Source organism: Streptomyces sp. DS1-CR2, from assembly GCF_055760475.1.
In genome coordinates this window covers 5,929,464-5,955,567 of the sequence record NZ_CM147085.1, presented here as the reverse complement: position 1 = coordinate 5,955,567, position 26,104 = coordinate 5,929,464, and the positions used below count along the sequence as shown (strand labels likewise).

Annotated in this window: 23 protein-coding genes; 13 read left to right on the top strand and 10 right to left on the bottom strand. The window is 71.6% G+C overall.

Annotated features, from left to right (window positions below; translation table 11 throughout):
* Position 1: 1 nt before the first annotated feature.
* From ACY0PA_RS28540 to ACY0PA_RS28530, 3 genes are all read left to right on the top strand, one after another.
* On the top strand, positions 2-652 hold the full coding sequence (locus tag ACY0PA_RS28540) for an AIM24 family protein (protein ID WP_473080425.1): 651 nt from the start codon (positions 2-4) through the stop codon (positions 650-652).
* On the top strand, positions 649-1,422 hold the full coding sequence (locus tag ACY0PA_RS28535) for an AIM24 family protein (protein WP_473080424.1): 774 nt from the start codon (positions 649-651) through the stop codon (positions 1,420-1,422). Before ACY0PA_RS28540 ends, ACY0PA_RS28535 begins: the two co-directional genes overlap by 4 nt.
* A gap of 116 nt (positions 1,423-1,538) precedes the next feature.
* Positions 1,539-2,015, top strand: a complete 477-nt coding sequence (locus tag ACY0PA_RS28530) for a MarR family winged helix-turn-helix transcriptional regulator (RefSeq protein WP_454404962.1) — start codon at positions 1,539-1,541, stop codon at positions 2,013-2,015.
* 42 nt (positions 2,016-2,057) lie between these two features.
* On the opposite strand, the gene ACY0PA_RS28525 is transcribed toward ACY0PA_RS28530, so the two are convergent.
* Together ACY0PA_RS28525 and ACY0PA_RS28520 are read right to left on the bottom strand one after the other, a co-directional pair.
* On the bottom strand, positions 2,058-3,518 hold the full coding sequence (locus ACY0PA_RS28525) for a sensor histidine kinase (RefSeq protein ID WP_473080423.1): 1,461 nt from the start codon (positions 3,516-3,518) through the stop codon (positions 2,058-2,060).
* Complete coding sequence (locus ACY0PA_RS28520; protein ID WP_473080422.1) at positions 3,515-4,234, bottom strand: response regulator transcription factor; 720 nt, start codon at positions 4,232-4,234, stop codon at positions 3,515-3,517. Before ACY0PA_RS28520 ends, ACY0PA_RS28525 begins: the two co-directional genes overlap by 4 nt.
* 140 nt (positions 4,235-4,374) lie before the next feature.
* On the opposite strand from ACY0PA_RS28520, the gene ACY0PA_RS28515 reads away from it, so the two are divergent.
* Positions 4,375-5,154, top strand: a complete 780-nt coding sequence (locus ACY0PA_RS28515) for a PepSY domain-containing protein (protein ID WP_473080421.1) — start codon at positions 4,375-4,377, stop codon at positions 5,152-5,154.
* A 37-nt stretch (positions 5,155-5,191) separates the two neighbouring features.
* Here ACY0PA_RS28515 and ACY0PA_RS28510 read toward each other — a convergent pair whose 3' ends face one another.
* The 3 genes from ACY0PA_RS28510 to ACY0PA_RS28500 form a co-directional block, all read right to left on the bottom strand.
* Positions 5,192-6,445, bottom strand: a complete 1,254-nt coding sequence (locus ACY0PA_RS28510) for an MFS transporter (RefSeq protein WP_473080420.1) — start codon at positions 6,443-6,445, stop codon at positions 5,192-5,194.
* Between the two features lie 182 nt (positions 6,446-6,627).
* The gene (gene meaB, locus ACY0PA_RS28505) at positions 6,628-7,584 is read right to left on the bottom strand and encodes a methylmalonyl Co-A mutase-associated GTPase MeaB (protein WP_473080419.1); all 957 of its coding nucleotides are present in this window, start codon (positions 7,582-7,584) and stop codon (positions 6,628-6,630) included.
* 48 nt (positions 7,585-7,632) lie between these two features.
* A complete protein-coding gene (locus tag ACY0PA_RS28500) occupies positions 7,633-8,835 on the bottom strand; it encodes an acetyl-CoA C-acetyltransferase (RefSeq protein ID WP_473080418.1) in 1,203 nt (400 codons plus the stop codon).
* Positions 8,836-8,972: 137 nt separating this feature from the next.
* On the opposite strand from ACY0PA_RS28500, the gene mce reads away from it, so the two are divergent.
* The 7 genes from mce (at position 8,973) to ACY0PA_RS28465 (ending at position 18,840) form a co-directional block, all read left to right on the top strand.
* Entirely contained in the window at positions 8,973-9,413 is a 441-nt protein-coding gene (gene mce, locus ACY0PA_RS28495) for a methylmalonyl-CoA epimerase (RefSeq protein ID WP_100595983.1), read from the top strand.
* A gap of 247 nt (positions 9,414-9,660) precedes the next feature.
* Positions 9,661-13,716 (top strand): polarized growth protein Scy, encoded by a 4,056-nt coding sequence (gene scy / locus ACY0PA_RS28490; protein ID WP_473080417.1) that lies wholly within the window; start codon positions 9,661-9,663, stop codon positions 13,714-13,716.
* 183 nt (positions 13,717-13,899) lie between these two features.
* On the top strand, positions 13,900-14,835 hold the full coding sequence (locus tag ACY0PA_RS28485) for a coiled-coil domain-containing protein (protein ID WP_100595833.1): 936 nt from the start codon (positions 13,900-13,902) through the stop codon (positions 14,833-14,835).
* 74 nt (positions 14,836-14,909) lie between these two features.
* A complete protein-coding gene (locus tag ACY0PA_RS28480) occupies positions 14,910-15,911 on the top strand; it encodes an ABC transporter ATP-binding protein (RefSeq protein ID WP_473080416.1) in 1,002 nt (333 codons plus the stop codon).
* A 3-nt stretch (positions 15,912-15,914) separates the two neighbouring features.
* On the top strand, positions 15,915-16,685 hold the full coding sequence (locus ACY0PA_RS28475) for an ABC transporter permease (protein ID WP_473080415.1): 771 nt from the start codon (positions 15,915-15,917) through the stop codon (positions 16,683-16,685).
* A gap of 125 nt (positions 16,686-16,810) precedes the next feature.
* Entirely contained in the window at positions 16,811-17,986 is a 1,176-nt protein-coding gene (locus tag ACY0PA_RS28470; RefSeq protein WP_473080414.1) for an ABC transporter ATP-binding protein, read from the top strand.
* Positions 17,983-18,840: an ABC transporter permease gene (locus ACY0PA_RS28465; protein WP_473080413.1), complete on the top strand. Its 858-nt coding sequence runs from the start codon at positions 17,983-17,985 to the stop codon at positions 18,838-18,840. Before ACY0PA_RS28470 ends, ACY0PA_RS28465 begins: the two co-directional genes overlap by 4 nt.
* Before the next feature lie 12 nt (positions 18,841-18,852).
* On the opposite strand, the gene ACY0PA_RS28460 is transcribed toward ACY0PA_RS28465, so the two are convergent.
* The gene (locus tag ACY0PA_RS28460) at positions 18,853-19,194 is read right to left on the bottom strand and encodes an ATP/GTP-binding protein (protein WP_473080412.1); all 342 of its coding nucleotides are present in this window, start codon (positions 19,192-19,194) and stop codon (positions 18,853-18,855) included.
* A 213-nt stretch (positions 19,195-19,407) separates the two neighbouring features.
* Here ACY0PA_RS28460 and ACY0PA_RS28455 point away from each other — a divergent pair, with 213 nt between their 5' ends.
* Positions 19,408-20,436, top strand: a complete 1,029-nt coding sequence (locus ACY0PA_RS28455; protein ID WP_473080411.1) for an LLM class flavin-dependent oxidoreductase — start codon at positions 19,408-19,410, stop codon at positions 20,434-20,436.
* Between the two features lie 99 nt (positions 20,437-20,535).
* Here ACY0PA_RS28455 and ACY0PA_RS28450 read toward each other — a convergent pair whose 3' ends face one another.
* Entirely contained in the window at positions 20,536-20,928 is a 393-nt protein-coding gene (locus ACY0PA_RS28450) for an SCO5389 family protein (RefSeq protein ID WP_100595840.1), read from the bottom strand.
* A 242-nt stretch (positions 20,929-21,170) separates the two neighbouring features.
* Here ACY0PA_RS28450 and nucS point away from each other — a divergent pair, with 242 nt between their 5' ends.
* Positions 21,171-21,842, top strand: a complete 672-nt coding sequence (nucS, locus tag ACY0PA_RS28445) for an endonuclease NucS (RefSeq protein ID WP_473080410.1) — start codon at positions 21,171-21,173, stop codon at positions 21,840-21,842.
* A gap of 72 nt (positions 21,843-21,914) precedes the next feature.
* On the opposite strand, the gene ACY0PA_RS28440 is transcribed toward nucS, so the two are convergent.
* The 3 genes from ACY0PA_RS28440 to ACY0PA_RS28430 all read right to left on the bottom strand — a co-directional run bounded on the left by ACY0PA_RS28440 (position 21,915) and on the right by ACY0PA_RS28430 (position 26,025).
* Positions 21,915-24,467: an ATP-binding protein gene (locus ACY0PA_RS28440; protein ID WP_473080409.1), complete on the bottom strand. Its 2,553-nt coding sequence runs from the start codon at positions 24,465-24,467 to the stop codon at positions 21,915-21,917.
* A 217-nt stretch (positions 24,468-24,684) separates the two neighbouring features.
* Positions 24,685-25,008: an STAS domain-containing protein gene (locus tag ACY0PA_RS28435; RefSeq protein ID WP_227297244.1), complete on the bottom strand. Its 324-nt coding sequence runs from the start codon at positions 25,006-25,008 to the stop codon at positions 24,685-24,687.
* Between the two features lie 168 nt (positions 25,009-25,176).
* Positions 25,177-26,025, bottom strand: coding sequence for a 3-hydroxyacyl-CoA dehydrogenase family protein (locus ACY0PA_RS28430; RefSeq protein WP_100595843.1), 849 nt, complete (start codon positions 26,023-26,025; stop codon positions 25,177-25,179).
* Positions 26,026-26,104: the final 79 nt, after the last annotated feature.

Sequence of the window (26,104 nt, the reverse complement as noted above, 5' to 3'; positions counted from 1 at the left end):
GATGTCCTTCCGTGAGATCAACTCGAAGATGGTCGAGGCGACGCTCGTCCCCGGGCAGCGGATCTACAGCCAGCGCGGCGCGATGCTCGCCTACAAGGGGGACGTGACCTTCACGCCCAGCATCCAGGGCGGCCAGGGCGGTGTGATGTCCATGCTCGGGCGGCGGGTGGCGAACGAGGCGACGCCGCTGATGACCGTGGACGGCAGTGGCACCGTCCTGTTCGGGCACGGCGGCCATCACGTCCAGGTGATAGCCCTCTCCGGAGACACCCTCTATGTGGAGGCGGACCGGCTGCTCGCCTTCGACGGGAGCCTTCAGCAGGGCACGATGTTCATGGGCTCGCAGGGCGGCGTGATGGGGATGGTGCGCGGCCAGGTCTCCGGACAGGGCCTGTTCACCACCACCCTCAAGGGACACGGCGCGGCCGCCGTCATGGCGCACGGCGGCGTCATCGAGCTGCCGATCACGCCGGGCCGCCCCGTCCACGTCGACCCGCAGGCGTACGTCGCGCACCACGGCGACGTACGGAACAAGCTGTCCACGGCCCTCGGCTGGCGCGACATGGTGGGGCGCGGCTCCGGCGAGGCGTTCCAGCTGGAGCTCAGCGGCAGCGGCGCGGTGTACGTCCAGGCCTCGGAGGAGAAGCTGTGAGCAGCCCGGTGATCTTCGACCCGGCCACCCTGCCGGCCGACGACCATGTGAACGCGTACACGTTCTGTGTGGAGCTCAAGGGCAGCAGCTGGTTCCTGCAGAAGGGCAAGATGATCGCCTACTACGGGCGCATCGACTTCAACGGGATCGGGCACGGCCGCCTCGACCGCCTCGTGCGGACGTCCTTCCACTCCCCGCTGCACGCGAGCGACTGGGTCGTGGCGGAGGGCTCGGGCAAGATGCTGCTTGCCGACCGGGCCTTCGACGTGAATGCGTACGACCTGGAGAACGGGAACCTGACGATCCGCTCGGGCAACCTGCTCGCTTTTCAGCCAACTCTCGCGCTGAAGCAGTCGATCGTTCCCGGCTTTCTGACACTCATTGGCACGGGCAAATTCGTGGCGGCCTCGAGCGGTCCGGTGGTCTTCATGGAGCCGCCCATCCGCGTTGATCCACAGGCGCTGGTGGGCTGGGCTGACTGCCCGTCACCTTGCCACCACTACGACCACTCCTATCTGACGGGCGTGATCGGCGGTCTACGTGCGATGACGGGCATCGGAGGCGTCGCCGGGGAGGAGCACCAGTTCGAGTTCGTGGGTGCCGGCACCGTATTGCTGCAGTCCACGGAGACGTTGATGGCCGAACAGGCGACGGGTGCGGTGCCGCAGCAGGCGGGTGTGCCGGGCGGTCACGGGGCACCCGGACAGCAACCGGGGGTACCGCGTCTTCCCGGACAGCTCGGCGACCTCCAGCGCCGCTTCGGACTGTGAGCGGTAATCTGCGGAGTGTGACGTCGAACGCGTGACCCCTTTGTGTCACGAGGGGGTGGGAGGCGTCACACTCCCCACTTTCGTTCGCATTTCAACTTCTTAGGTAGAATCAATACATGGAGACCGAGACGGCCACACGCTGGCTGACCGACGAGGAACAGTGCGCCTGGCGCACGCACGTAGAGGTCAACAGAATGCTGACGTATCAGCTCGAGAAGGACCTCCAGCCGTTCGGCCTGACGATGAACGACTACGACATCCTCGTGCATCTCTCCGAGACGGACGACCACCGGATGCGCATGAGCGATCTCGCGACCGCCACCCTGCAGTCCAAGAGCCGGCTCTCCCATCAGATCACCCGTATGGAGAACGCCGGACTCGTCCGCCGCGAGAACTGCGAGTCCGACCGCCGCGGCCTCTACACCGTCCTGACCGAGGACGGCATGGAGACCATGAAGAAGGTCGCCCCTCACCATGTGGCGTCCGTGCGGCGGCACTTCGTGGATCTGATCCCCTCCGAGGAGCTCGACGCCCTCCACAAGGCCCTGACCCCGATCGCCGAACACCTGCGTTCGCAGCGCGGCAAACCGTGACCATTGCGAACGGGGAACACCGGCCTTCCCCGTCCGCCGGCCTCAGGCCCCCGGCGCCACCCGCAGTCTGAGTTCGAAGAGCGCTCCGCCCGCGGGCGACGAGCGGACCGTCAGGGCGCCGCCGTGCCGCACGGCGACGTCCCTGGCGATGGCGAGTCCCAGACCCGCCCCGCCGTCGTCCCGGGCCCGCGCGTCGTCCAGGCGTACAAACCTCTCGAAGACCCGCTCCCGCTCCGCCTCCGGCACGCCCGCGCCGTCGTCGCCGACCTCGACGACCGCCCACGGCCCCTCGACCCGTACGGCGATGTCCACGCGGGACCGCGCGTGACGCTGCGCGTTGTCAAGAAGGTTCCCGACCACCCGCGCCAGCTGGCCGCGCGAGCCCGCGACTTCGACGGGTTCGAGGCGCGTGCGCACCGCGACGCGGCCCGCCGGGCGCTGCGACAGCTCCTCGCCGGCCAGCGCGGCCAGATCGACCCGCGCCTGCCCCGGCCGCTCCCCCGCGTCGAGCCGGGCGAGCAGCAAAAGCCCCGCGGCGAGTTCCTGGAGCCGCACCGTGTCGGCCACCGCCCCGTCCACGTCCAGCAGTTCGGGGTGGGCCGCGCCCACTTCGAGCTGGGTACGCAGCGACGCGATGGGGCTGCGCAGCTCGTGCGAGGCATCGGCGACGAACCGGCGCTGGCGTTCCACGGACGTCTCCAGCGCGGCGAGCGTCTCGTTCGTCGTCCGTGCGAGCCGCGCCACCTCGTCGTGCGTACCCGGCTCCGGCACCCGGCGCGCAAGGTCCTGCGACGCCGTGATCGCGGACATCTCGCTCCGGATGCCCTCGACGGGGCGCAGCGCCCTGCGGGTCACCAGCCAGGTGACCGCGGCGACGACCCCGAGCAGCACCGGGAAACCGATCAGCATGACGGTCAGCGCGGTGCCGACGGCGCTCTGTTCGGCGGACAGCGAGGCACCCGCGTACACGGTGAGGTCGCCCTGCCGGGTGCCCTTCACCTCCAGCGCGGCGAACCGGTAGTCCCGGGTCTCCCCGTCGACCGTGGCCGAGCCCTCGCTCCGCTCGGCGTCGTCGGCGATCTCCCCGTACGCGTACGAGTCGTCGTCCCCGCCCTTGCCCCCATGCCGGTCGGAGCCGCCGTCGTCGTCATCGCCACCGTCGCCGTCGACCGGCGGGGTCACCGGCTTGACGGCGGGCGAGCCGGTCCCGCTGATCCGTTCCAGGTCCTCACTGGCCGCCAGGAGCCGGCCGTCGCTGTCGACGACCTGGACCGGGGTGTCGTCGCCGTCCGGGAGGTCGAGGCCGTCGGGCGCGGTGCCCGTCGCGATCGACACGGCGACCTTGCGGGCGGAGGACTCCGCCTCGCTCGACGCCTGGTCGGTGAGGTTGGACCGCAGCGCGAGCAGCACCGAGGCACCGGCGGCGAGAAGCGCCACGGCGACGACGAGGGTCGCGCCGAGCGTCGCTCTGGCCCGTACGGAACCGAACAGCCGCCGCCTCATCGCGGCGCCTCCAGGCGGTAGCCCGCACCGCGCACCGTCCTGATCAGCTCCGCGCCCAGCTTCTTGCGCAGGGTGCTGACGTACACCTCGACGATGTTGGGGTCGCCCTCGTACGCGAAGTCCCAGACGTGCTCCAGGATCTCCGCCTTCGAGACGACCTCGCCGGGACGCACCACCAGCTGCTCCAGGACAGCGAACTCCTTTGCGGTGAGCGGCACTTCGGTCTCGTCGTGCAGGACGCGGCGCGCACCGGTGTCGACCCGCAAGGGGCCGAGCGTGTGGACGGACGAGCCGCCGCCGGAGCCGCGCCGCCGCAGGAGCGCCTTCACGCGCGCGACGAGCACGACGTACGAGAACGGCTTGGTGAGGTAGTCGTCGGCGCCCGTGTCGAGCCCCTCCGCCTCGTCGTACTCGCCGTCCTTGGCGGTGAGCATGAGGATCGGCACGTCGTGGCCTGCGGCGCGCAGGGCGGCGCAGACGCGGTAGCCGTTCATGCCCGGCAGCATGATGTCGAGGACGACCAGGTCGTACGCGCCCTCGCCCGCCCGGTGGAGCCCTTCGAGGCCGTCGTGGACGACGTCGACGGCGAACCCCTCGGCGGTCAGGCCCCGGGCGAGGGAGAGGGCCAGACGCTTTTCGTCTTCCACGATCAAGAATCGAGGAGGGCGGCGCGAAGCGCCTCGGGCGGGGTGGTGGTGGGAGACGGGTGGGCGCATGAGGGCAAGGGTCGCAAACGGAATCTGAAGAAGCCTTCAGGGTCCTTCAGCGGGGCTTCAGCAACGGTCGGCCACTGTGGTCCTCGTCGAAGCGCACCGGATGTCCGGTGGGCCGGGAATCGTCTCGGGGAGGATCCCTCATGAAGCGCAACATCGCGATCGCCACCATCGCCGCCGTGGCCCTGATCGGCGGCGGCACCGCGACCGCCGTCGCGGTCTCGGGCGGCGACGACAGCACGGCGGCGGGCACGTCGACCGCGTCGCGGGGTACGGGGTCGACGGGGTCGGCCGGGCACGACGACGACCGCACGGAGCACGTGACCGAGCTGAAGACCGCGAAGGTGACGGCCTCGGACGCCATCGCCGCCGCCCTCAAGTCGGTGCCCGGCACGGCCGTCTCCGCCGAGCTGGACGACGAGAACGACCGGGTGGTCTGGGAGGTCGAGGTCCTGAACGGCACGGCGTGGCACGACGTCCTCGTCGACCCCGCCTCGGGCAAGGCCACCGGCTCGCACACCTCACGCCACGACGACACGGCCCGCGTCACCGCCATCCTGAAGGACGCGAAGACCACGGCGCAGGACGCGGCGAGGGCCGCCGCCGTGAAGGGGACGGTCACCGAGATCGACCTCGACGACGACGGCACGGCCCACGCCTGGGAGGCCGAGACCACGGCGGCGAACGGCACCGACACCGACTGGCGCGTCGACCTCCGGTCCGGCGCGGTGACCCCGGACCGCTCGTCCCACGACGACGGGGACGACGGCCGCGACGACGACGCCACACGCGCCACGCACGACGCGGGCGACGACCACGGCCGCGACAACACCGCCACACACGACGCCGGTGACGACCACGGCAACCACGGCCGGGGCCACGACTCCGACGACGACCACGGCCACCACGGCGACGACGACTGAGGTCCGCGCCCGACAGCCCGGCTCGGCGTACGCCGGTTCAGCGCGCCGCCGAGCCCGTCTCCTGAGCCGCGTCCGGGACACCGTCCCCGGGCGCGGCTTCCGACGTCGTACGGGCGCCGCGCACACCCCGTACGCCCCATACCGCCGCCGCGACCGGCGCCGCCGCGGCCACGGCGAAGCAGGCCGCAAGCGGGAGGCGGGCCACCAGGAGGCCCGCGCCCGCCGTGCCGGCCGAGATACCGGCGTTCACCGCCGTGTTGACCCAGGCCCCGGCCTGGGTGCGGAACGCCGGGCCGGCCGTCTCGTCGGCCACGAGATACGCAGTCGTCAGGGCGGGCGCGACGAAGAGGCCCGCAACCACGGCCGCCGCGCCGAGCGTCACCAGGCCCGGCGCAAGCGCCGCCGCCCCCAGCGCGGCGGCGAGCCCCGCGGCCAGGAGCGGCAGCCGGACGCGGGCGGGAGCGGACCAGGAGACGGCGCCGTTCACGAGGCCGCCGACCGCGCTGCCCGCCGAGAGCGCGGCCATCACCCAGGCCACGGCGTCGGCGTGCTGTCGGGCGTCGGCGAAGGCGAGGACGAGCAGGTCGAGGGCGCCGAGGGCGAGTCCGACGCCTACGGCGACCACCACGGGCTGCGCGAGACCGCGTACCGGCGAGATCCCACCGGACCGCCCTCGCCGCCCCGCTTCCCGGCCGGCGATGCCCCGTACGGCCGGGGACGCCACGAACGCGGCGGTTCCCACGGCCACCAGGACCGCGCTGACAGCGACCCCGAACGCCGCGGGGGCGAACTGCACGACCACGCCCACGATGAGCGGGCCGGACACGAGCAGCAGCTCCTCGGCCACCCCGTCGAGGCTGTACGCGCGCTGCAGCAACCCCTCGCGCTTGCCGACGAGTTCGCTCCACACCGTCCGCATGGTCGGGCCGAGGGGCGGGGTGCACGCGCCCGCGGTGAGGGCGGCCGCTCCGAGCAGCAGGCCTGAGGCCCCCGGCCGCCAGGTCAGTGCGGCGAGCACGCCCAGCAGGACCGCGTACGCCCCCGTCATCGGCGGGAGCGCGCGCCGCGCCCCGTACCGGTCGATCAGGAGCGCTCTCAGGGGTGAGAGGAAGACGGACGCGGCGCCGAAGAGCGCCATGGCCGTGCCCGCGACGGCGTACGAGCCGGTTGCGGACTTCGCGGCGAGCATCAGGGACAGGGACACGGTCCCGTAGGAGAGCCGCCCGAGCAGGGCGGCGCCGAAGGTGCGGCGGGCATGGGGAACGCGCAGAAGCGCTGCGTACGACGACATGGGTGGGAGTTCCTCAGAACGAAGGGCACACGGACGCCGAGGACCGCGACGTCACCGTTCGACGGTGGTCGCGGTCGGGTCGTGCCCTACGCACAGAGAAGGAACATGCGTCCAACGTAACAGCGGGGAGCGGGAGTTGGCCACGGATGAAACCGCGGCGCAGCCCCGCCCCCACTGTCCGCTCAGGCCTCCGTCAAGCCCGCCACCAGGGAGTCCGCCGCGCGGTACGGGTCCAGCTCGCCCGCCACGATGCGCTCGGCCAGCGAGCTGAGGCGGCGGTCGCCGTGGAGGTCCGCGATGCGCTCGCGCAGGGCCGTGACGGCGATCGTCTCGACCTCGTTGGAGGCGCGGGCGAGGCGGCGCTCGGCGAGGACGCCGTGCTCCTCCATCCAGGCCCGGTGCTTCTCGAGTGCCTCGACGACCTCGTCGATGCCCTCGCCGCGGGCCGCGACGGTCTTGACGATGGGCGGGCGCCAGTCGCCGGCGCCCCGGGACTCGCCGAGGCCCAGCATGTGGTTGAGCTCCCGGGCCGTCGCGTCCGCGCCGTCGCGGTCGGCCTTGTTGACGACGTAGACGTCGCCGATCTCCAGGATTCCGGCCTTGGCCGCCTGGATCCCGTCGCCCATGCCGGGGGCGAGCAGGACCACGGACGTGTCGGCCTGCGAGGCGATCTCGACCTCGGACTGGCCGACGCCGACCGTCTCCACGAGGACGACGTCGCAGCCGGCCGCGTCGAGCACCCGGATCGCCTGGGGCGCGGCCCACGCGAGGCCGCCCAGGTGCCCGCGCGTGGCCATGGAACGGATGTACACGCCGGGGTCGGACGCGTGCTCCGACATACGGACGCGGTCACCGAGCAGGGCGCCGCCGCTGAACGGCGACGACGGGTCGACGGCGAGCACGCCGACCCGCTTCCCGGCCCGCCGGTACGCGCTGACCAGGGCGGACGTGGACGTGGACTTGCCGACGCCCGGCGACCCGGTGAGCCCGACGACATACGCGTGCCCCGCGAGCGGGGCCAGCGCCGCCATCACCTCACGCAGCTGCGGGGACGCCCCCTCCACCAGGGAGATCAGCCGGGCCACGGCCCTGGGCCGGCCTTCCCTGGCCTGGGCCACCAGGGTGGAGACGTCCTGCATCACAGCTCCGTTCAGTTCCGTTCGGTCGGACTCGTACACGTAAAGGCGTCAGGCCTTGGGTACCCGCACGATCAGCGCGTCACCCTGGCCGCCGCCGCCGCACAGCGCGGCCGCGCCGATGCCGCCGCCGCGGCGCTTCAGCTCGAGCGCGAGGTGCAGGACGACACGGGCACCGGACATCCCGATCGGGTGACCCAGGGCAATCGCCCCGCCGTTGACGTTCACCTTTTCCGAGGACACGCCGAGGTCCTTCATTGACTGCACCGCGACGGCCGCGAAGGCCTCGTTGATCTCGATGAGGTCGACGTCCTCGACGCCCAGGCCCTCCTTCTTGAGGGCGTGCCGGATGGCGTTCGACGGCTGCGACTGGAGCGAGTTGTCAGGGCCCGCCACGTTCCCGTGGGCGCCGATCTCGGCGATCCACTCCAGGCCGAGCTCCTGCGCCCTCGCCTTGCTCATGACGACGACCGCGGCGGCGCCGTCGGAGATCTGTGAGGACGTGCCGGCCGTGATCGTGCCGTCCTTGGCGAACGCGGGCCGCAGCTTGCCGAGCGACTCGGCGGTCGTCTCGGCGCGGATGCCCTCGTCCTTGCTGAACAGGACCGGGTCGCCCTTGCGCTGCGGGATCTCGACGGGGGTGATCTCCGCCTCGAAGAGGCCGTTCTTCTGGGCGGCGGCGGCGCGCTGGTGCGACTGGGCGGCGATCTCGTCCTGCTCGGGGCGCAGGATCCCGAGGCGGGTGTTGTGCTTCTCCGTCGACTCACCCATCGGGATGTTCTCGAAGGAGTCGGTCAGGCCGTCGTACGCCATCGCGTCGAGCATCTCGACGGCGCCGTACTTGTAGCCCTCACGGGACTTGGGGAGCAGGTGCGGCGCGTTCGTCATGGACTCCTGGCCGCCCGCGACGACGATGTCGAACTCGCCGGCGCGGATCAGCTGGTCGGCGAGCGCGATGGCGTCGAGGCCCGAGAGACACACCTTGTTGATGGTCAGGGCCGGCACGTTCATGGGGATGCCGGCCTTGACGGCCGCCTGGCGCGCGGGGATCTGCCCTGCCCCCGCCTGGAGCACCTGGCCCATGATCACGTACTGCACCTGATCTCCGCCGATCCCGGCCCGGTCGAGCGCCGCCTTGATGGCGACCCCTCCGAGGTCGGCTCCGGAGAAGGACTTCAGCGAGCCGAGCAGCCGGCCCATGGGCGTACGGGCGCCCGCGACGATCACTGAGGTGGTACCGGTCGTTCCAGACATGAGGCACGGCCCCTTGGAGATGAGGAGTGAACGAGGGTTTACTCGAATGTACTGAGCAGTACCTCCCACGTCACCGGCCGAACGGTGTGATCGCGCGCACGTTGCGTAACCATGTCCGACCGCGCTGCACTTACAGCATGCTGACGCGAATCGACCACATCGGAATCGCCTGTTTCGACCTCGACAAGACCGTTGAGTTCTACCGCGCTACCTATGGCTTCGAAGTTTTCCACTCCGAGGTGAACGAGGAGCAGGGCGTGCGCGAGGCCATGCTCAAGATCAATGAGACGAGCGACGGCGGGGCCTCCTACCTGCAGCTCCTCGAGCCCACCCGCGAGGACTCCGCGGTCGGGAAGTGGCTGGCCAAGAACGGCGAGGGCGTCCACCACATCGCCTTCGGCACGGCGGACGTCGACGCCGACTCCGCGGACATCAGGGGCAAGGGCGTACGCGTCCTGTACGACGAGCCGCGCATCGGTTCGATGGGGTCGCGTATCACCTTCCTGCACCCCAAGGACTGCCACGGCGTACTGACCGAACTCGTCACTTCCGCACCGGTTGAGTCACCTGAGCACTGACCTCCGTATATCTGGGCCGGTAGGGTTGGGGGCGGCCGTCCGTCACACGGACGGCCGCGGGCCGGGGTCCGGGTTTCGGGGGGCGAGCGACGGGGCAGCAGCCCATGCTCCGCCGTTGATCTGACACCATTCCCCGGGGGCCCCGTTCGGCGGATGGACGGTGCTCGTTTGGAGAGACTTTCGACCAGAGTTGGGGTCTCCCCTGCTCGAACGAAGTTGAGAGCTTGGGGAAGGATGGGACCGCGCAGTGCGGGGCTACGAGAGCCAGGACAGCCGGCGGCCGGCTGAGACCGACCATCTCTCGCGGTTCGAGGCCGAGATGGACCGGCTGAAGACCGAGCGGGAGAAGGCGGTCCAGCACGCCGAGGACCTGGGCTACCAGGTCGAGGTGTTGCGCGCCAAGCTGCACGAGGCGCGCCGCAACCTCGCGTCCCGGCCTGCCTACGACGGCGGGGACATCGGGTACCAGGCCGAGCAGCTGCTGCGTAACGCGCAGATCCAGGCCGACCAGCTGCGCGCCGACGCCGAGCGCGAGCTGCGCGACGCCCGCGCCCAGACGCAGCGCATCCTCCAGGAGCACGCCGAGCAGCAGTCCCGGCTCCAGTCCGAGCTGCACGCCGAGGCTGTCTCGCGCCGCCAGCAGCTCGACCAGGAGCTGGCCGAGCGCCGCCAGACCGTCGAGGCACACGTCAATGAGAACGTGGCCTGGGCCGAGCAGCTGCGCGCCCGCAGCGAGCAGCAGGCCCGCCGGCTCGTCGACGAGTCCCGCGCCGAGGCCGACCAGGCGCTCGCCGCCGCCCGCGCCGAGGCCGAGCGGATCGCCACCGAGGCCCGCCAGCGCCTGACGTCGGAGGCCGAGACGGCCCGCGCCGAGGCCGAGGCGCTGCTGCGCCGCGCCCGCACCGACGCCGAGCGCCTCCTGAACGCCGCGTCGACCCAGGCGCAGGAAGCCACCGACCACGCCGAGCAGCTGCGCTCGTCCGCGGCCACCGAGTCGGACACGGCCCGCCGCCAGTCCGCCGAGCTGAGCCGCGCCGCCGACCAGCGCCTGTCCGAGGCCGACACGGCGCTGCGCGAGGCGCGAGCGTCGGCGGAGAAGGTCGTCAGCGAGGCGAAGGAAGCCGCGGCCAAGCAGCTCGCGAGCGCCGAGTCGGCGAACGAGCAGCGCACGCGCACCGCCAAGGAGCAGGTCGCCCGGCTGGTCTCGGAGGCCAACAAGGAGGCCGAGGCCACCAAGTCGGAGGCCGAGCAGGTCGTCACCGACGCCAAGGAGCAGGCCGAGAAGATCCTCGCCGAGGCCGGCGAGAAGGCACGCAACGTCACGGCCGAGGAGACCGCCTCCCAGCTCGCCAAGGCCGCCCGTACGGCCGAAGAGGTGCTCAACAAGGCGTCCGAGGACGCCAAGGCCACCACGAAGGCCGCCTCCGAGGAGGCCGAGCGGCTGCGCAGCGAGGCCGAGGCCGAGGCGGACCGGCTGCGTGGCGAGGCGCACGACATCGCGGAGCAGCTCAAGGGCGCCGCGAAGGACGACACCAAGGACTACCGCGCCAAGACCGTCGAGCTCCAGGAGGAGGCGCGACGGCTGCGGGGCGAGGCCGAGCAGCTGCGGGCCGAGGCGGTCGACGAGGGCGAGCGCATCCGCAGCGAGGCGCGGCGCGAGGCCGTCCAGCAGATCGAGGAGGCGGCCAGGACCGCCGAGGAGCTGCTCTCCAAGGCGAAGGCGGACGCGGACGAGCTGCGGGCCGGCGCGCAGACCGAGAGCGAGCGGGTCCGCACCGAGGCCATCGAGCGCGCCACGAACCTGCGCAAGCAGGCCGAGGAGACCCTGGAGCGCACCCGCGCCGAGGCCGAGCGGCACCGCGAGGAGGCCGCCGAGCAGGCCGAGGCCACCAAGGCGGAGGCCGAGCGGGCCGCGCAGGAGCTGCGCGAGGAGACCGAGCGCGCGGTCGCGGCCCGGCAGTCGGAGGCCGCCGACGAGCTGACCCGGCTGCACACCGAGGCCGAGCAGCGCCTGACGGCGTCCGAGACCGCGCTCACCGACGCGCGGGCCGAGTCGGAGCGCATCCGCCGCGAGACCGCAGACGAGACGGAGCGGCTGCGCGCCGAGGCCGCCGAGCGGATCCGTACGCTCCAGGCGCAGGCCGAGACGGAGGCCGACCGGCTGCGCACGGAGGCCGCGTCGGACGCGTCCGGGACCCGCGCGGAGGCGGAGAACGTCGCCGTACGGCTGCGGTCCGAGGCCGCGGCCGAGGCCGAGCGGCTCAAGTCGGAGGCTCAGGAGAGCGCGGACCGGGTGCGCGCGGAGGCCGCTGCCGCGGCCGAGCGGGTCGCCACGGAGGCCGCCGAGGCGCTCAGCGCCGCCCAGGAGGAGGCCGCGAGGCGGCGCCGCGAGGCCGAGGAGACCCTCGGTTCCGCGCGCCAGGAGGCCGACCAGGAGCGCGAGCGGGCCCGCGAGCAGAGCGAGGAACTCCTCGCGGTCGCCCGCGCCCGTGTCGAGGAGGCGCAGGCAGAGGCCGTACGTCTGGTGGAGGAGGCCGACCGGCGCTCCACCGAGATGGTCGGCGCCGCCGAGCAGACCGCGCAGCAGGTGCGCGACTCCGTGTCCGGGCTCCAGGAGCAGGCGCAGGAGGAGATCGCGGGCCTGCGCAGCGCCGCGGAGCACGCGTCCGAGCGCACCAGGCGCGAGGCGCAGGAGGAGGCCGACCGGGTCCGCGCCGACGCGTACGCGGAGCGCGAGCGTGCCACCGACGACGCCAACCGCTTGCGCGGCGAGGCCGCCGCCGAGTCGGAGGCCGCCAAGTCCCTTGCGGAGCGCACGGTTTCGGAGGCGATCGCCGAGTCGGAGCGGATGCGGTCCGAGGCGTCGGAGCACGCCCAGCAGGTCCGTACGGAGGTCTCCGAGCGGCTCGCGTCGGCCGAGCAGGACGCCTCGCGCACCCGGGCCGATGCCCGCGAGGACGCCAACCGGATCCGTTCGGACGCCGCGACGCAGGCGGACACCCTCATCACGGAGGCCACGAGCGAGGCCGAGCGCCTCACCCGCGAGACGAACGCCGAGGCGGAGCGCGTCCGCGCCGAGTCGACGGCCGCGGCCGAGCGCCTCATGAACGAGACCAACACCGAGGCGGAGCGCGTCCGTTCGGCGTCGGTCGCGCGTGCCGAGCAGCTCGTCGGCGGCGCCACGGCCGAGGCCGCCAGGCTGCACGCGGAGTCCACCGCGGCGGCCGAGCAGCTCACGAACGAGACCCGCGCCGAGGCCGAGCGGGTGCGCGCCGAGTCGGTCGCCAAGGCCGAGAAGCTCATCGCGGACGCGGCCGGGGACGCCGAGCGGCTGCGCGCCGAGGCGGCCGAGACCGTCGGGTCCGCCCAGCAGCACGCCGAGCGGATCCGCAGCGAGGCGGAGCGCGTCAAGGCGGAGGCGGCGGCGGAGGCCGAGCGGCTCACCTCCGCGGCCCGCGCCGAGGCCGAGCGGACCCTCGACGAGACCCGCAAGGACGCCAACAAGCGCCGCTCGGAGGCCGCCGAGCAGGTCGACAAGCTCATCACGGAGGCGAGCTCGGAGGCCGAGAAGCTGACGTCCGAGGCGCGGCAGTCCGCGCTGAAGGCGACCGCGGACGCCGAGTCGCAGGCCGACATGATGGTCGGCGCGGCACGCAAGGAGGCCGACCGGCTGGTCTCCGAGGCGACCGTCGAGGGCAACTCCCTGGTGGAGAAGTCCCGTACTGACGCGGACGAGTTGCTCGTCGGCGCGCGCCGCGACGCGACGGCGATCAGGGAGCGCGCCGAGGAGCTGCGTGAGCGCATCACCGGCGAGATCGACGAACTGCACGAGCGGGCGCGGCGCGAGTCCGCCGAGGCCATGAAGACGGCCGGCGAGCGGTGCGACGCGCTGGTGAAGGCCGCCGAGGAGCAGCTCGCCGAGGCGCAGGCGAAGGCCAAGGAGATGGTCGCGGAGGCGGGTTCGGAGGCGAGCAAGGTCCGGATCGCCGCCGTGAAGAAGGCCGAGGGTCTACTCAAGGAGGCCGGGGCGAAGAAGACCGAGCTGACCCGCGAGGCCGAGCGCGTCCTGTCCGAGGCGCAGGCGGAGGCGGAGCGCACGGTCGGCGAGGGCAAGCGCGAGCTGGAGGTCCTGGTCCGCCGCCGCGAGGACATCCAGGCCGAGATCTCCCGCGTCCAGGACGTCCTGGAGGCGTTGGAGTCCTTCGAGGCACCGTCCGCCGGCGGCGGGGCCAAGGAGGGCGCCGTCAAGGCGGGAGCCGCAGCGGGCGCTACCCGATCGGGTGGCAAGGGGTCGGAAGGGTAGCCAGGACGGCAACGGGCGTGCTTGGTAGGGGCCTTCGGCGCTGCCGCTGGCAAGCCATCCTGCGGTTAGCCACTCAAAAGGGGGGTCATTCTCCAGATCAAACGGGCATCTGCTCGATGACACGCCGCTTTGACCCCTAGGATTCCCCCTATCACCTCACCGGTCTCATTCGACAGGAACCCCATGAGCGACACTTCCCCCTACGGCTTCGAGCTTGTGCGGCGTGGGTACGACCGCGCTCAGGTGGACGAACGCATTTCCAAGCTCGTCTCCGACCGTGACAGCGCTCTCGCTCGTATCACTGCTCTGGAAAAGCGCATCGAGGAGCTCCACCTCGAAACGCAGAACGCCCAGGCGCAGGTGAATGACGCCGAGCCGTCGTACGCCGGTCTCGGCGCGCGCGTCGAGAAGATCCTCCGCCTCGCCGAGGAGGAGGCGAAGGACCTGCGCGAGGAGGCCCGGCGCGCCGCCGAGCAGCACCGCGAGCTCGCCGAGTCGGCGGCCCAGCAGGTGCGCAACGACGCAGAATCGTTCGCTGCGGAGCGCAAGTCCAAGGCCGAGGACGAGGGCGTCCGGATTGTCGAGAAGGCCAAGAGCGAAGCGGGCACGCTGCGCGCCGAGGCCCAGAAGGACGCTCAGTCGAAGCGTGAGGAGGCGGACGCCCTCTTCGAGGAGACCCGCGCCAAGGCCGCCCAGGCTGCCGCGGACTTCGAGACGAACCTGGCGAAGCGCCGCGAGCAGTCCGAGCGCGACCTGGCCTCGCGTCAGGCGAAGGCCGAGAAGCGTCTCGCGGAGATCGAGCACCGCGCGGAGCAGCTCCGCCTGGAGGCCGAGAAGCTGCGCACCGACGCCGAGCGCCGCGCCCGCCAGACGGTGGAGACCGCGCAGCGCCAGGCCGAGGACATCGTGGCCGACGCCAACGCCAAGGCCGACCGGATCCGCTCGGAATCGGAGCGCGAGCTCGCCGCGCTGACGAACCGCCGCGACTCCATCAACGCGCAGCTCACCAACGTGCGCGAGATGCTGGCGACGCTCACCGGTGCGGCCGTCGCCGCCGCGGGCGCGCCCGCGGAGGACGAGCCGATCTCTCGTGGGGTTCCCGCCCAGCAGACCCGCTGAGCAGCCGAAGTCGGACACCGAAGCCCCTTGCCGCTCCAGTGGCAGGGGGCTTTGTCCCGTTCTAGCGTTGCCGCATGATCGAGCTCGAGGGGCTGACCAAGCATTACGGCGAGAAGCTGGCCGTCAACAACCTCACGTTCACCGTCAGACCGGGCATCGTCACGGGGTTCCTCGGGCCCAACGGTGCAGGCAAGTCCACGACGATGCGGATGATGCTCGGTCTCGACAGCCCGTCAGCAGGCGACGTACGCATCGACGGGAAGCACTACGCGCAGCTGAAGGACCCGCTGCGGTACATCGGCGCGCTCCTCGACGCCAAGGCCATGCACGGCGGCCGCAGCGCCTACAACCACCTGCTGTGCCTGGCGCAGAGCAACGGCATCCCGCGCACCCGCGTCGTCGAGGTCCTCGACACGGTGGGTCTGACGCCCGTCGCCAGGAAGAAGGCGAAGGGCTTCTCGCTGGGTATGGGCCAGCGCCTCGGCATCGCGGGCGCGCTCCTCGGCGACCCGCGGATCCTGATGTTCGACGAGCCGGTCAACGGGCTCGACCCCGAGGGCATCCACTGGATCCGCAATCTGATGAAGTCGCTCGCCGGCCAGGGCCGTACGGTCTTCGTCTCCTCGCACCTGATGAGCGAGATGGCGCTGACCGCGGACCACCTCGTCGTCATCGGCCAGGGCCATCTCCTCGCCGACACCTCGATGTCCGACTTCATCCAGCAGAACTCCCGCTCGTACGTGCGGCTGCGCTCGCCGCAGCAGGAGCGGCTCCTCGATGTGCTGCACGAGGCCGGGATCACCGTCGTGGAGGCGGGCAGCGGCACACTCGAGGTGGATGGCTGGAGCCCCGAGCAGCTCGGTGACCTCGCGGCCGCCCACCATCTCGCTCTGCATGAGCTGAGCCCTCAGCAGGCCTCGCTCGAGGAGGCGTTCATGCAGCTCACCGCGGAGTCGGTGGAGTACCACGCGCACACGGACGAGCTCGGGGTGCCGCCGCCCGTCCAGCTGCCACCGCCGACACAGCAGCAGGGCTGGGGCGAGGGCTGGGACCGTACGAAGAACAAGGGAGCCTGACCGATGGCCACGACCCAGGTTCTCCGGTCCGAGTGGACCAAGATCAGGTCCGTCGCTTCGACGGTGTGGACGCTCGGCCTCGCGGCCGTCGTGACGATCGCGCTCGGCGTGCTGATCTCGATCCTGTCGAGGAACGAGTTCAAGAACATGGGCCTGAAGGAGCGGCTGGCCTTCGACCCCACGTTCATCAGCTTCGCCGGGATGAGTCTCGGACAGCTCGCGATGATCGTCTTCGGCGTCCTCGTCGTCTCGAACGAGTACAGCACCGGGATGATCCGCACCTCGCTCGCCGCGGTCCCCCAGCGCGGCACGTTCCTGTTCAGCAAGGTCGCCGTGGCCACCGTCCTGGCGTTCGTCGTGGGCCTCGCCACGAGCTTCATCGCGTTCTTCCTCGGGCAGGCCGTCCTCGGCGAGTACCGGGCGCAGCTCGGCGACCCGGGCGTCCTGCGCGCGGTCATCGGCGGCGGCCTCTACATGACGCTCATCGCCATGTTCTCGATGGGCGTCGCGTCGATGCTGCGCAGCCCGATGCTGTCGCTCGGCATCCTGATGCCGTTCTTCTTCCTGATCTCCAACATCCTGGGCAACGTCTCGGCGACGAAGAAGATCGGCCGGTACCTGCCCGACCAGGCCGGCAGCAAGATCATGCAGGTGGTGACGCCGATCGACGACGACACCCCGTACGGGCCGTGGGGCGGCCTCGGCATCATGGTGATCTGGGTGGTCCTGGCCCTGATCTTCGGATATGTGGTCCTCAAGAAGCGGGACGCGTAGGGGCCGCGGGACAGACTCAGGAGCTTTGCCTCGTCTTGGCCGGAACCGTCAGCGCCCCGATATCCTCCTAACCCTTACGGGGGGCGTGTGCCCCGATGTCCTGAACCTTTCGATGGGTGCGGAGAATGATCGAGGCAGTCGGCCTGACGAAGCGCTACGGCGCCAAGACAGCCGTGTACAACCTTTCCTTCCAGGTCCGGCCGGGCACCGTGACCGGCTTCCTGGGTCCGAACGGGTCCGGCAAGTCGACGACCATGCGCATGATCCTTGGTCTCGACCAGCCGACGACGGGCCAGGTGACGATCGGCGGCTACCCGTACCGCAAGCTCCCCAACGCCCCGCGCCAGGTCGGCGCCCTGCTCGACGCCAAGGCGGTGCACGGCGGCCGGCACGCCCGTCATCACCTGCTCTGCCTCGCGCAGCTGTCCGGCATCCCGGCCCGCCGCGTGGACGAGGTGCTCGGCGTCGTCGGCCTCCAGGACGTGGCGAAGAAGCGCTCCAAGGGCTTCTCGCTCGGCATGGGCCAGCGCCTCGGCATCGCGGCCGCGCTGCTCGGCGACCCGCAGGTGCTCCTCTTCGACGAGCCGGTCAACGGCCTCGACCCGGAGGGCATCCTCTGGGTCAGGAACCTGATGAAGTCGCTCGCCGCCGAGGGCCGCACCGTCTTCGTCTCCTCGCACCTGATGAGCGAGATGGCGCTGACCGCCGAGCACCTGATCGTCATCGGCCGCGGCCAGCTCCTCGCCGACATGAGCGTGCGGGACTTCATCTCGCACAACTCGGCCGACTTCGCGCGGGTGCGCACGCCCGAGACGGAGCCGCAGCAGCGCGAGAAGCTGACGGCGGCGCTGACCGAGGCCGGCGGCCAGGTGCTGCCCGAGCAGGACGGCGCGCTGCGCGTCACGGGCCTGCCGCTCCCGCGCATCAGCGACCTGGCGCACGGCGCCGACGTACGCCTGTGGGAGCTCTCGCCGCACCAGGCCTCGCTGGAGGAGGCGTACATGCGGATGACACAGGGCGCCGTCGACTACCGCTCGACCGTCGACCAGCGGGCCGGTCTTCAGCAGCAGCTCCCGCCGGGCGCGATGCCGCAGCAGCAGTTCCCCGCGCCCGGCCAGGGCCAGCCGGACTGGTACGCGCCGCCGCCGCCCCAGCAGGGCGGTCAGCCCTTCGCCCCGCCGCAGGCCGCGCCCGGCGGGCCGAACCCGTATGCCGCGCCGCCGCAGCAGCCGCCTGCCGCGCCCGCGGCCCCGGCAGCCCCTGTCCCCGCCGACCTGAACAAGCCCGAGGACCCCCGATGACGACGCCGCCCCCGCAGCCGGCTCCGCAGGCCTACGCCCAGCAGAGCGCGCCCAACTGGCAGGGCGCGCCCGGCACTTCGTACACCTCGCCCATCCCGGTCACCCGCACGCACCTGGGGCACGCGCTCGCCTCGGAGTGGACGAAGATCAAGTCCGTGCGCTCCACGATCTGGACGCTCGGCATCTTCCTGTTCCTGGTTCTCGGCGGCGGCCTGTTCGTCTCCGCGCAGACCGAGGACCTCAACTACCAGGACCTGCCGTTCACGTTCCCGGCCTTCATCGGGCTGCTGCTCGGCCAGATCTGCCTGATCACGCTGGGCGTCCTCGTGACGTCGTCGGAGTACGGCACCGGCATGATCCGCACGACGTTCACCGCGTCGCCGCAGCGCTACCGCGTCTTCGCCGCCAAGATCCTGGTGTTCTTCGCGGTCTCGTTCGTCGTCTCCGCGGGCTCCATCCTCCTGGTGGGCCTGCTCACGTCGTCGATGCACAGCGGCGCCGAGGCGGGCGACCTGAGCTGGGGCGGCACGGTCCTCAAGGGCGGGCTCTACGTGTCCCTGCTCGGCGTCCTCGGCCTTGCCGTGGGCTCCATGCTGCGGCACTCGGCGGGCGCGATCACCGCGATGCTCGGCATCGTGCTGCTGCCGTCGATCCTCCCGGTCTTCCTGATGATCTCGCGCAGCACGCGGACGCTCGGCGAGAAGATGCAGGAGTACAACGCCATCAACGCCCTCGCCAAGATTTTCGGCGCGGACGGCGGGAGCACGGGCGGCTCCCAGGTGTGGCTGCTCGTCGGCGTCACGGCCGCGGCCGTGGTCGGCGCGTTCGTACTGCTTGAGCGGCGCGACGTGTAGAGCTGTCAGACCTCAGTAACGAGGCGCGTTCCTGGACCGCTGCACCCGTGTGGTGCGGCGGTCCTTCGCGTTCCAGCAGGCCTTGTGCCAGTGTCGGCGCTCGTCCACGCCCGAGTGCGCTGGCCAGGCCACCACGTGCGCGACCCCGGAGGGGATCTCCTGGTCGCAGCCGGGGCACCGGTACGTCTTGCCGGCGGCGCTCGCGCCCGCGACCTGGCGCACGCTCCACTCCTCGCCCTGCCAGCTCGCCGTACGCTCGAAACCGCCGTAGCGGCTGCCCTGCTCCTCGTCCGGTGCCTGGCTGGACGGTCGGCCGCCGCGACGGGGCGACGACTGGTTTCGGCGCGGGGACACCGGCTCTCCTCTAGGACTTGTACAGGTGCCTGCACAGGGACTGGGGCTCCGTCCAGCGTACGCGGACGCCTCTCGGGTACCCGCACACCGTCACCCTCATGAGCTCTCCGGACAATCTGCCAATCTCCATGGCAAGCCGTGCCCTTGGCACTTGTCAGCCGTTAATGCCCGTGGGGGGAGTGCCGCGTCGGCGCCAAGAAAGGCAGGAGTGCGATGCGCGTAGGAACTTTTGTACTGGCGGCCCAGTTCCCCGGCCAGGGACAGGGGGAGGCGCTGCACCGGGCGGTGCGGTCCGCCGAGGCGGCCGAGGAGGCCGGCCTCGACTCGGTCTGGCTGGCGGAGCACCACTTCGTACCGTACGGCACCTGCCCGTCCGCGGTGACGCTCGCGGCGTTACTGCTCGGCCGCACCCGGCGCATCCGCGTCGGCACGGCGGTCAGTGTGCTGCCGACCGCCCACCCGGTCGCCCTCGGCGAGCAGGCGGCCCTGCTGCACGTGACGTCCGGCGGCCGCTTCTCGCTCGGCGTCGGCCGCGGCGGCCCCTGGGTGGACCTGGAGGTCTTCGGCTCGGGCATCGAGGCGTACGAGGAAGGGTTCCCGGAGTCCCTGGACCTGCTGCTGCGCTGGCTGCGCGAGCCCCGCGTCAAGGCCGAGGGGGAACGGTTCGCCTTCCGCGAGGTCGCCGTGGTCCCGCGCCCCGACGAGGCGCTCGACTCCCCCGACGGGCCCGAGGTGGTGGTCGCCTGCACCTCGCCGAACAGCGTGCGCCTCGCGGCCGAGCGCGGCCTTCCGATGCTGCTCGGTATGCACGCCGGGGACGAGGAGAAGGCCGAGATGGTCTCCCTGTGGCGCACGCACGCGCGGGCCGCCGGCCGCAGCCCGGAGGAGATCCGCGCCGCGGCGCACGTCTCGGCCGGGGTGGCCCAGATCAGCGACCGAACGGCGCAGGCTCGGGAGACGCTCCTCAAGGCGATGCCCGGCTGGCTGAAACAGGGGCTCGACGCCCATGTGACGGTGGACGGCCGCACCCGGTCCATGCGGGACCCGGTCGCGTACACGGAACTGCTGTGCGGGCTGCACCCGGTGGGGACTCCCGGGCAGTGCGCCGACCGGCTCGCGGCGACATCGGAGCGCACGGGCATCACGCGCTTCGCGCTGCTCGTCGAGGGCTCCGGAGATCTCGCGGCCACCGAGGAGAATGTGCGCAGGCTGGGCGCCGAGGTACTCCCCCGGCTCCGCTGAGTCGCGTAACGGCCGTGCGGCCCGTAGTCCACCGCCCCGTACTTGTGCACCTCCCGCGTACGGAGCGGCGGACCATCCGATTCCGCCGTCAACGGGCTGTCAGCAGTCCCTGAGTTCCGGGGACTGGTTCAACAGCTGGTTGCGGGCCGAGGTGAAGCGGGCCAGCGTGCCGTCCACCGACGGGTCCTGTGGGAACACCGCCACACGGTGACAGTTCTGGAAGGCCAGCCGTACACCGAAGTGCCGCTGCAGCGCGCCACGAATCGCGTCACTCGCGAGCGCACGCAGCAGCTGCCCACGTGCCTGCTCGTCCGGCGGAGGCGTCTGGTTGTCGGCGAAATCTCCGCCGTCGACCTTCAGCTGGGCCACCAGGGAGCTGATCATCTCCCATGCGTAAGGCAGGGAGGTCCGGACGCAGTCGACGAAGTCAGCTTCGTCGACCTCGCCTCGCTCGGCCTGTTCCAACAGTGCCGGTGAGACGTCGAGCGACATGGGTTCTCCTCTCGCACCCCCGCGGGGAGCGGGGGCTGACGGGCAGGTAAGGAGCGCGCGACGACGTACGACCACGAACACGCTGCGTACAGGCGTCGCGACCTCCCGCTTATACGGTAAGCAACGTCCGGGGCCCGCAACAGGGGATCGCAGGCACAGTCCGTACACAACCGGCCATTAACGAAGGGGTTCATGTAGGGCGAATCGCGTGGACCACTGTGTGTCGAGTAGCGTTGCCGACCATGCGTCTCGTCATCGCCCGTTGCTCCGTGGACTACGCGGGCAGGCTCACAGCCCATCTCCCGTCGGCTCCCCGCCTGATCCTCGTGAAGGCGGACGGCAGCGTCTCGATCCACGCGGACGACAGGGCCTACAAACCTCTCAACTGGATGTCCCCGCCCTGCACCCTGAAGGAGGGCACGGGCGACGACGGCGGCATCTGGACCGTCATCAACAAGGCGGGCGAGAAACTCATCATCACGATGGAGGAAGTCCTCCACGACTCCTCGCACGAACTGGGCGTGGACCCGGGCCTCATCAAGGACGGCGTGGAAGCGCACCTCCAGGAGCTCCTCGCCGACAGGATCGACACGCTCGGCGAGGGCTACACGCTCATCCGCCGCGAGTACCCGACGGCGATCGGGCCCGTCGACATCCTGTGCCGGGACGGTGACGGCGCGACCGTGGCCATCGAGATCAAGCGGCGCGGCGAGATCGACGGCGTGGAGCAACTGACGCGCTATCTCGAGCTGTTGAACCGCGACCCGCACCTCGCCCCGGTGCGCGGCGTCTTCGCCGCCCAGGAGATCAAGCCGCAGGCCCGCGTCCTGGCCACGGACCGCGGCATCGGCTGCACGGTTCTGGACTACGACGCGCTGCGCGGCATCGAGGACGACAAACTCCGCCTGTTCTGATCCGTCCGGCATGACTGAGGGCCGGGTTCACAGGAACCCGGCCCTCAGTCATGTGCTGCGTACATGCGGCCGTCAGATCGTCGACGAGGCTTCCGGCCCGGTGGGCGAGTCCGACGCGCTGTCCGCCGGGCTGCTCATCGCGGAGCTGCCGCTCGGCGCCGGGCCGCTTGCCGAGTCCGACGTGTCCGGGGTCGAGGGCGGGCTCGTGGGATCTGAGCTGGTCGGCGTCGGCGTTGGTGTCGTCGGCTTCGACGTGGTCGGCTTCGGCGTCGTCGGGGTTGGGTCTGGCTTCGGCGTCTTGCTGGGTGACTTGGACGGCGACTTGGACGGGGACTTCGACGGAGACGTGCTCGGCTTGTCCGACGGCGTGCCGCTCTCGCCGGTCGACGGCCCGGTGCTGGGCGTCGGGTCGTCCGACGTGTTCGGGATGCCGTCCTTGCCGGGGCTCTTCGTCGGGTCCGCGCCGCCGGGATCCGCCTGGTCGGCGCCGATGTCGCCGCCGTCCTCGCCCTGCGAGGCCGACGGGTTCACATTGACGCTGTCGGACGGGGCCTCGTTGTTCGACGTGGCGCCGAGCGTCACGACGGTGCCGAGGACAGCCGCGAGGAGCGCTCCGGCGCCCGCGGCCACGAGGTTGCGCCGCGTGCCGGTGATGACGGCCCGACGGGCCCCGACGGGCTTGCCGCCGGGGCCGTGCCCGGCCCGCCGGGAGACCAGCGTGTCCGGTTCCGGGGGCGGCGCGGGCAGCGCGAACGCGGCCGGCACCCCACCGGGGGGCGACGCCGACTCCTCGTAGCGTGCGGCGGGGACCTCTTCGCCCGCCGCCGTGCGTCCGCCGGGGAGCGCGCCACCGGAGCGGTCCGCGACCAGGGCGAGGGCGCGGCGGCCCGCGATGGTGCCCCGCTTGTCGGCCAGCGCGCCGCGCAGGGCGATGGAGGCCTCCAGCTCGGCGCGGGCCCGGTCGAGCTGCCCGCCGAGCAGCGCGAGGATGCCCAGCTCGTGGTGGAAATAGGCCTCTTCCGCCACGTCGCCGGAGAGCCGCGCGGCCTCCTGGCCGGACCGCAGGCACCGCTCCCACACGGTCCAGCTGAGCCCGGCGGCGAACGCGGGCGCGGCGGTACGGGCGAGCAGCACCGCGACGCTGCCCTCCTCGTCCGGCCCGGCCGGCGTCGTGCCGGGAACGAGTACGGTCAGTGCGGCGAACAGGGCGTCGGCCTCGGCCGCGACCCGCTCGGGCCCGACCGAGGGATGCCCGGCCCACCACGCGTAGTGCTGCGCGGCGGTGCGCGCGTGGCCGCCCGCGTCGTCGGCGTAACCCGCGGTCGCCAGCTGGTCGTGCACGCCGGAGGCCAGGCGGTAGCGGCCGCCGACCGGTGTGACGAGGGCGCAGCCGACGAGTTCGGCGAGGGCCGCGTCGGCGTGGGTGTCGCCCACGAGGGCGGGCAGGTGGGCCTGATGCGGTATCTCGCCGCCGAGCGCGACCGCGAACCGCAGGGTGGCGCGGGCCGATTCGCTGAGCCGGGACGCGAGCAGGGCCGCGGGCGCGGCGCCGTCGGCGAGCGAGGGCAGCGGCACGTCATGGCCGTCCTCGGCGTCGAAGGGCGCGTCTACGGGCGGGGCGCCGGGGCCTCCGAAGTAACCGGACTCGTCGAAGGCGTTCGGGTCGGCGCGCACCTGGTCGCGCTGGCGCAGGAGCGCGCCGGCCTGCACGAAGCGCAGCGGGAGCCCCTCCGACTCGAACCAGAGGTCGCCCGCCCAGTTCGCCTCCTCGTCGTCAAGGACGCGGCCGACGGACCGCTCCAGGAGTTCGAGCCCGCCGCCGCGGCCCAGGCCGCCGAGGAAGATCTCTTCGAGGTGCGAGTCGGCGGACGGCGCCGCGACGTCGGGTGTGGCCGCGACCAGGAAGGCGCACTCGGGCGTCGCTTCGAGGAGCTCGTCGAGCGCGGCGCCGCCGAACTCGAGGTCGTCGAGGACGACGACGGCGCCGATGTCGTGGACGAGCTCGAGCAGCAGGGCCCGGTCGGGCCGGTGCAGCGGCGCGTTGTACACGGCCGCGAAGAGGTCGTACAGCAGGTCGTTCGACGAGCGGCGGTGTCCGCAGAGCCGGACGACGCCGTCGGGCGCGACGTCCGCGCAGTCCTCGGCGACGGTGTCGAGCAGCGCGGTGCGCCCGGAGCCCGAGGGTCCGGTGAGCCGCACGGAGCGCCCGCGCGCGAGGAGCCGTACGAGCCGCTCGCGCTCCTCCTGACGCTCGAGGAGCGGCAGTCGGGGCAGCGGGGGTCCGGCCGGCAGCGGCGGACGTGCGGCGCGGGCCATGTCGGCGCGTTCCGCCGGTGCGTACTTGACGGGCCGTCCCGGCCGCTCCCCCGGCGGGCAGGGCTCGATCTCGCTGCCGTCGACGGGATTGACGGTGAGCAGGAAGTCGCCGGACACGAGCTGGACGGTGCGGGCGAGCCCTTGTGCGGGCTGGCCGAAGTCAGGAGTGAGGGGATCCCTGGGCGGGCGCGGACGGCTCGCCTGGGTGTCGCTCTCGTCGTCGTGGTGGCCACGGTCCGCGCGGTCGTAGGGATCCCCGCCGTACGGATCGTGCCCGAAGTCTTCCGGTCCCCGGTTCATCGGGTCCATGGTCAAAGCCCCCCAAAAGCGTGGTGTGCCGGTGCCCCTCCCGGCCTGTGCACACTGCGCTGTCGCTTCTGGTCCGGTGCCCGCGAGAGGGTCCGTCAATCCGCGGGCGACCGAACCCTAGACCTGGCTCAGTATCTCCGAACAGCCGGGGTGCCGCGCCGTCCGAGACGTCACAGTCTCGTGAGGATTGTGGGTACTGCATACCGGAACGCCCGATTCACACCCTGGGCAGTGATTCGACCCCGATGCCGCCCTCGATCGCGAGGATCCGGTGCAGCCGCGTCGCCACCAGGAGGCGCTGCATCTGGGGCGGCACACCCCGCAGCACGAGCCTGCGGCCGCAGCGTCCGGCCCGGCGGTGGGCGCCCATGATGACACCGAGACCGGTCGCGTCCCACGAGTCCAGCTCTGACAGATCGAGCACCAGGTCGCCGACGCCGTCGTCGAGGGCCGTGTGCAGGACCGTACGGGCGTCCGCCGCGCTGCGGACGTCGAGGCGGCCCCCGACGACCAGCCCGGCGTGGTCGCCCCTGATGTACATATGCGCTCCCCGAGAGTGCTTGTGTGCCGTGATTCCAGTGGTCTCTGTGTCGTACGGCGATCTGGGTATGTCACTGCAACTGACTGGCGCGGGGGCGCAGAAGTTGCCGTCTGTAAGCGAACCGATACCGAATTCACCCCGTGGGGTTACCCGCGGGGTGACGAGAGATCAGTGCTTATAGAACCCCTGCCCGCTCTTGCGCCCGATGTCACCGGCGTCAACCATCCGGCGCATCAGCTCGGGCGGGGCGAACTTCTCGTCCTGGGACTCGGTGTAGATGTTGCTGGTGGCGTGCAAAAGGATGTCGACGCCCGTGAGGTCGGCGGTGGCGAGCGGACCCATCGCGTGGCCGAAGCCGAGCTTGCAGGCGATGTCGATGTCCTCGGCGGTGGCGACGCCCGACTCGTACAGCTTGGCGGCCTCGACGACGAGGGCCGAGATGAGCCGCGTGGTCACGAAGCCGGCGACGTCGCGGTTGACGACGATGCACGTCTTGCCGACCGACTCGGCGAACTCCCGCGTGGTGGCGAGCGTTTCGTCGCTCGTCTTGTAGCCGCGGACCAGCTCGCACAGCTGCATCATCGGGACCGGCGAGAAGAAGTGGGCGCCGACGACGCGCTCCGGGTGCTCCGTGACCGCCGCGATCTTGGTGATCGGGATGGCGGAGGTGTTCGAGGCGAGCACGGCGTCCTCGCGGACGATCTTGTCGAGCGCCCGGAAGATCTCGTGCTTGACCTCGAGCTTCTCGAAGACGGCCTCGACGACGATGTCGGCGTCGGCGACCGCGTCCAGATCGGTGGTCGTGGTGATGCGGGCGAGCGCGGCCTCGGCGTCCTGCGCGGACAGCTTCCCCTTGCTCACGAACTTGTCGTACGAGGCCTTGATGCCGTCGGTGCCACGGGCCAGGGCGGCGTCGGTGACGTCGCGCAGGACGACGTCCCAGCCCGCCTGCGCCGAGACCTGGGCGATTCCGGACCCCATGAGTCCGGCTCCGATGACGGCGAGCTTCCCTGCCACTGTGCGACTCCCCTTACCCGCTTGACCGCGTACCACTTGCAACTGGCCGCTAACCGCTGTTCACGTATCTCTCCGGCGG

Excerpts from the sequence above, each read along its gene's own strand:
- ACY0PA_RS28540 (WP_473080425.1), top strand. The coding sequence starts at position 2 with ATGTCCTTCCGTGAGATCAACTCGAAGATGGTCGAGGCGACGCTCGTC.
- ACY0PA_RS28530 (WP_454404962.1), top strand. The coding sequence starts at position 1,539 with ATGGAGACCGAGACGGCCACACGCTGGCTGACCGACGAGGAACAGTGC.
- ACY0PA_RS28525 (WP_473080423.1), bottom strand. The coding sequence starts at position 3,518 with ATGAGGCGGCGGCTGTTCGGTTCCGTACGGGCCAGAGCGACGCTCGGC.
- ACY0PA_RS28520 (WP_473080422.1), bottom strand. The coding sequence starts at position 4,234 with ATGCGCCCACCCGTCTCCCACCACCACCCCGCCCGAGGCGCTTCGCGC.
- ACY0PA_RS28515 (WP_473080421.1), top strand. The coding sequence starts at position 4,375 with ATGAAGCGCAACATCGCGATCGCCACCATCGCCGCCGTGGCCCTGATC.
- ACY0PA_RS28510 (WP_473080420.1), bottom strand. The coding sequence starts at position 6,445 with ATGTCGTCGTACGCAGCGCTTCTGCGCGTTCCCCATGCCCGCCGCACC.
- meaB (WP_473080419.1), bottom strand. The coding sequence starts at position 7,584 with ATGCAGGACGTCTCCACCCTGGTGGCCCAGGCCAGGGAAGGCCGGCCC.
- ACY0PA_RS28500 (WP_473080418.1), bottom strand. The coding sequence starts at position 8,835 with ATGTCTGGAACGACCGGTACCACCTCAGTGATCGTCGCGGGCGCCCGT.
- mce (WP_100595983.1), top strand. The coding sequence starts at position 8,973 with ATGCTGACGCGAATCGACCACATCGGAATCGCCTGTTTCGACCTCGAC.
- ACY0PA_RS28485 (WP_100595833.1), top strand. The coding sequence starts at position 13,900 with ATGAGCGACACTTCCCCCTACGGCTTCGAGCTTGTGCGGCGTGGGTAC.
- ACY0PA_RS28480 (WP_473080416.1), top strand. The coding sequence starts at position 14,910 with ATGATCGAGCTCGAGGGGCTGACCAAGCATTACGGCGAGAAGCTGGCC.
- ACY0PA_RS28475 (WP_473080415.1), top strand. The coding sequence starts at position 15,915 with ATGGCCACGACCCAGGTTCTCCGGTCCGAGTGGACCAAGATCAGGTCC.
- ACY0PA_RS28470 (WP_473080414.1), top strand. The coding sequence starts at position 16,811 with ATGATCGAGGCAGTCGGCCTGACGAAGCGCTACGGCGCCAAGACAGCC.
- ACY0PA_RS28465 (WP_473080413.1), top strand. The coding sequence starts at position 17,983 with ATGACGACGCCGCCCCCGCAGCCGGCTCCGCAGGCCTACGCCCAGCAG.
- ACY0PA_RS28455 (WP_473080411.1), top strand. The coding sequence starts at position 19,408 with ATGCGCGTAGGAACTTTTGTACTGGCGGCCCAGTTCCCCGGCCAGGGA.
- ACY0PA_RS28450 (WP_100595840.1), bottom strand. The coding sequence starts at position 20,928 with ATGTCGCTCGACGTCTCACCGGCACTGTTGGAACAGGCCGAGCGAGGC.
- nucS (WP_473080410.1), top strand. The coding sequence starts at position 21,171 with ATGCGTCTCGTCATCGCCCGTTGCTCCGTGGACTACGCGGGCAGGCTC.
- ACY0PA_RS28440 (WP_473080409.1), bottom strand. The coding sequence starts at position 24,467 with ATGGACCCGATGAACCGGGGACCGGAAGACTTCGGGCACGATCCGTAC.
- ACY0PA_RS28435 (WP_227297244.1), bottom strand. The coding sequence starts at position 25,008 with ATGTACATCAGGGGCGACCACGCCGGGCTGGTCGTCGGGGGCCGCCTC.